The organism is Haloferax profundi (genome assembly GCF_001469865.1).
Taxonomy (GTDB): domain Archaea; phylum Halobacteriota; class Halobacteria; order Halobacteriales; family Haloferacaceae; genus Haloferax; species Haloferax profundi.
In genome coordinates, this window is record NZ_LOPV01000013.1 from 1 (window position 1) to 4,347 (window position 4,347).

The following is a 4,347-nucleotide window of genomic DNA, read 5'->3' on the forward strand; positions in this document are numbered from 1 at the left end:
AGCGTCGATTCGTCCCTGTTCGACGTCGACGTCGAGGTTCCCCTCGCTCATCTCGTCGGTCTTGGCGTTGATGGAACTGACCGACTTCATCGTGCTTCTGACCATCAACCCCCCGAGGAACCCACTCACCACGATACCGCCGGCGGCAGCAGCGACGATATCTGTCGGAATTTGGTACGCCGTCGTTCGCCCCACACCTAGTCCCACTGCACCGACGATGACGCCGATGCTGCCCAGCACCACTCCAAATCGAAGTGCATACCGTCGGCGTATGAACCTAGGTAGAAGGAGACCGAGTATATCTACCATATGCCACGAATGTCTCATCTGATACTATAAACCTTCGCACAGTATTGACAGTCTGTTTTTCATACTATTCTGGCATTATACGGCGGATTAAACGGGGCTAAACGACCACTATTGCGGAGGAGGGACTCGCGTTCAGTCGCCACTCACGTCTCGCTTTGGACCGGCCAATCGGTGGTCGAACGGCCCGGAGACGACCACGTGACCGACCTCGTCAGGCGCTTTCTGCGTGTTGGACGACGAGTTCACAGTGGTCGTCGCCGTCGTGCATGCAGACCGGTTCGTCGATGTCGAACGGTTCGTCGAAGTGGTCGCCGACACCGGTGATGATACCTCTCGCGAGGTGGCACAGTTGACGGTCGGACCGGTAGACGACGCTCACCGTGTGGTTGTCTCGCCACCCCGACTCCAGTTCGGGTGGCGTGTACGTCGAAACCTGTTTCGCTCGGAGAGCGATGTGGATGTACCGTTCGACGTTGGCGATGAGTTCGAGTCCAGTCCAGTCTTTGTCGACGTGGACGCCGTAGGTTTCGAGGAGGGGTGGGACGAGGAACTCGCCGAACGCTTCGAGCAAGTCGGGGACGGGCATCTCCGTGAGTTCAGATGCCGTCTCGACGAGAGCGAGAACGTCTTCGTCGGGGTACTCTGTCACCGGAACGTACAGTTTCCCTGGGAGGCCTGCTTCCTGTTGTAAGGTCGTCCACGTCTCGCGGTCGTACGTCTCGACGACGAAGTCCTTCAACTGGTTGAGGACAATTCCGTGCACGACTCAACGCCCTCCGAGTGCTCGTGTCGCTGTTCGATGGGGTGCCCGGGGAGTGGACACGGGGAAAGTGGTCGTTATCACGCTGGGAAGAATATGTTGTGTAATCGTATAAAATATTTTCAATCAAATAATTTACACGCTAAGGTAGACTTATCAGAGCGTGACTTAATATCCGGTTAATGTCGGGCAATAAAACTCTCTACGAACGACTCGGTGGGAAAGAGGCAATCTCCGCCGTCGTCGACGAGTTCTACGACCGGATGTTGGCAGACGACGACCTCGCCCACTACTTCGAGGACACGGACATGCAGGCGCAGCGAGCGCACCAAACCCAGTTCATCAGTTCCGTCGCCGGTGGCCCCGTCGAGTACTCGGGTGCAGATATGGAGGAAGCACACGCACACTTGGGCCTCTCACACGAGGACTTCGCGGCGACTGCCACGCACCTCCAGAACGCGCTAGAGGAGTTCGACGTTCCCGAGGACGAAATCGACGAGGTGCTGGGTGCTGTCGCGAGCCTCGAAGACGACATCGTCACAGCGTAACAGCGCTCGGCGACGAGACGCCCACAGACACTCGTTTTTCACCACTCGACCGGCCGGAGAGCGCCCGCTTCGTCTCTCGCCGACACTGGCTACGTGTTCCCACAGTGCAAATGACATTAGAAAAACGTTTTAACCCCGGGGCTGGAATACGTCTACTGCAGGTAGATACCTGCACTTGGGTTGCGTATACCGGGGAGTTTTCCCCAGTGTCCGTGGAGTGTGGGCGGGTGCCCGGCCGCCCTCGCTCTTACTTCTCTCGGTGCCGTCGTAACTGAGTCACCAGACTCGAACTGCCGAGCGCGTGACCGGCGGGTTCGGTGTCTCTCACTCCTCCCGCACTGCTTTCCACTTCGCACACCAAAGAGTGGTATGAGCGACACAGCACAGAACCCGACCGACGAAGTCTGGCCACGCGGGACCCCGCGAGTCGGTGAGTACGCCGAACGCTCGCGGAAGGTCGAACCCGAGTACATCGAACTCTTCTCGGAGTTGAGCGGCGACCACAACCCACTGCACTACGACGAGGACGTCGCGAAGGCGTCGAAGTTCGGTGAAATCGTCGTGCAGGGTGGCATCACGAGCGCAATTCTCAACGCCATCGTCGCCGAGGACCTCCCCGGTCCCGGAACGGTGTTCCTCAACGTGAACTGGAACTTCACCGCCCCCGTCCGCCCCGGCGACACGATTACTGGGTGGGTCGAGGTGACGAAGGTTCGGGAGGACAAGCCGATTACCGAACTCGAGACGGAGGTCACACGCGACGACGGAACCGTCGTCCTAACCGGGACTGCCGTCTGCTACACGATGCCGATTGTGGACGGCCAGTAGAAGACCCGAAAAAATGTCCGTTCGGTGTGCTCACATCTCGGGAAGTTCGACGATACCGAGTTGCGTGAGCATGCCGAGCATGTCGGGGTCGACCCACCGCTCGGCAATCATCCCGTCTTCGATGCGGGTGAACACCATGTTCCCGACTTCGAACCGCTTTCCGGTCGGTTCGACGCCCATGAACTCGCCGGCGTGGGTGCCGCGGAGCGTAAGTCGCATAGCGACGGTGTCGCCTTCCGTGACGGTTTCTTCGACCGTCGCAGAGAACTCACCGAACGAGTCGAGTAACGACTGCATCCGTGATTTGAATTCGTCGCGCCCCGTCGTCTCCCACATCGGCGTGTGGTCGACGAAGTCCTCCGCGCAAATCTCGTCGATGAGGTCGAAGTTCCCCTCTGTCGCAATCTCTTCTGGAATCCGTCGAGCGAGTTGGGCGTTCGCGTCGGTGCCCGGCGTGGGTGTGCTTGCTGATGCCATTCTAGTCTCTCCGTCGTACTCTCCGCAGCGGTGGTCTCGCCTCGTCGTCGCTGGTTCGAGTACTATGTAGTGGTATGCTGTGTTGTGTGTTAACAATTACCAAATGGTTCTGTGGGGACGAGTGGGCAGGCGTCTCCGTCTTCCCCACGTCACTCCGGACGAACGACGAGTGTCAGGTCGGTCTGTGAGCGCGGCGTGCCGATGGCGAGGTCCACGGCGACGGCGACGATGGTCGTCCGCGACACACAATTTCACACCTTGGGTTCTTTTGGAGTACACCCTCGATATTCCCCGCAACAACAACACTCGTTCACCATTGCATGCCACGGGACACAGCTATCGCAACTACTGAAAAGAGGAGGCCATCGAACTACCCACTCTTCCGGTCGAGAGAAACGCGAGCCAGAGGCAGTGAGGCGTCGAAACATGGGAGTGTTGGCAGCAATCGAAAGTTGAAGTCAGTTCCACGAACGGGGTGTGACGGGTACCGACGACAGGTCGCATCTTGGGGAACTACCGAAACCGAAAACAGGTGATACACCCCGTGTATGATGGGTTGTACTAGAGAATCGAGCGTATGACGCGACACACAGAGACGGAGAAAACACGGCGAGAAGGCCGATATTTCTGGCGGCTAGGAATCGCATACGTTCGATAGAAGGCCACATAACGGCGAATATGCGGAAGTCGCGAACTGAGGAGGGGGACACGAAGTCAAGAATCGGCGGACACCTGTACACCCTTGGGTAGACACAAATGGAGTACACCCTTGCGGGGAATGGGCGTGGGTGTACACCCTCGAAAACAGAGGGTGTAGAGTGGGAGAGACGAGATAGACGCCCTCGAAAAGGGTGTAGAAAACTGGAAAAATGAGTAGCGGTGTACCGTCCCATTACTGCTACAACAGCCCCTCGAAGACGCCATCACGCCTCCACTTCCTACGCGCAACGCACACCCAAAACGAGCAGGTTGGACGGACACAGTGAGCGGGGGAGCTCACACACACTCAGTGGAGAGGAAACGAAGGTTCCCGTAACCGCGAGCGTGTGTTTTCTTGGCAACAGTCGAGACGACGTAGACGCCCCTTGACAAGGTACTAATTGTGAGATTTTATCTCAGCCGACAGGGGTGTCGGCTGTGTTCAGTCGACTGATTTTCGATGAAACGAACGAAGTCTCAAGATCCGGGTGACCGGGCAGGGGTCTACAAACGAAGTCAACAACCCCGGGTCGGGTGACCCGAGGCTTGTCAGTGTTCTCGGCGTCTAACTCGGTACTGAGTACGGGATAAATCCCCGATTCGGCCTCACTGTCCCTGACTTTAGGGCAAGTTGACTGTTGCCCGTCCGTCGTGAGTCGTTTAGCCCACGACGGACAAACTGCCACCCAATGTTCTTCGCCGCGTTGTAATCTGCGTGAAGCACTT

5 protein-coding genes and 1 pseudogene are annotated in these 4,347 nt (G+C 57.8%); 2 read left to right on the forward strand and 4 right to left on the reverse strand.

The window, feature by feature from the left end:
* A partial coding sequence (locus tag AUR66_RS00630) for a hypothetical protein (protein WP_157532949.1) occupies window positions 1–240 on the reverse strand: 240 nt, incomplete at its 3' end.
* A gap of 280 nt (window positions 241–520) precedes the next feature.
* Window positions 521–1,072, reverse strand: coding sequence for a heme NO-binding domain-containing protein (locus AUR66_RS00635; protein ID WP_058570602.1), 552 nt, complete (start codon window positions 1,070–1,072; stop codon window positions 521–523).
* A 179-nt stretch (window positions 1,073–1,251) separates the two neighbouring features.
* On the opposite strand from AUR66_RS00635, the gene AUR66_RS00640 reads away from it, so the two are divergent.
* Both AUR66_RS00640 and AUR66_RS00645 read left to right on the forward strand, forming a co-directional pair.
* Window positions 1,252–1,617 (forward strand): group I truncated hemoglobin, encoded by a 366-nt coding sequence (locus AUR66_RS00640; RefSeq protein WP_058570603.1) that lies wholly within the window; start codon window positions 1,252–1,254, stop codon window positions 1,615–1,617.
* A 369-nt stretch (window positions 1,618–1,986) separates the two neighbouring features.
* Window positions 1,987–2,445: a MaoC family dehydratase gene (locus tag AUR66_RS00645; RefSeq protein ID WP_058570604.1), complete on the forward strand. Its 459-nt coding sequence runs from the start codon at window positions 1,987–1,989 to the stop codon at window positions 2,443–2,445.
* A 30-nt stretch (window positions 2,446–2,475) separates the two neighbouring features.
* Here AUR66_RS00645 and AUR66_RS00650 read toward each other — a convergent pair whose 3' ends face one another.
* A complete protein-coding gene (locus AUR66_RS00650; protein WP_058570605.1) occupies window positions 2,476–2,922 on the reverse strand; it encodes an ester cyclase in 447 nt (148 codons plus the stop codon).
* Window positions 2,923–4,186: 1,264 nt separating this feature from the next.
* Window positions 4,187–4,347: pseudogene (locus AUR66_RS23215) on the reverse strand (RNA-guided endonuclease InsQ/TnpB family protein); the annotation flags it as partial.

What these genes read in the sequence shown, in the direction of transcription:
- AUR66_RS00650 (WP_058570605.1), bottom strand. Translation starts at nt 2,922, where the DNA reads ATGGCATCAGCAAGCACACCCACGCCGGGCACCGACGCGAACGCCCAA.
- AUR66_RS00645 (WP_058570604.1), top strand. Translation starts at nt 1,987, where the DNA reads ATGAGCGACACAGCACAGAACCCGACCGACGAAGTCTGGCCACGCGGG.
- AUR66_RS00640 (WP_058570603.1), top strand. Translation starts at nt 1,252, where the DNA reads ATGTCGGGCAATAAAACTCTCTACGAACGACTCGGTGGGAAAGAGGCA.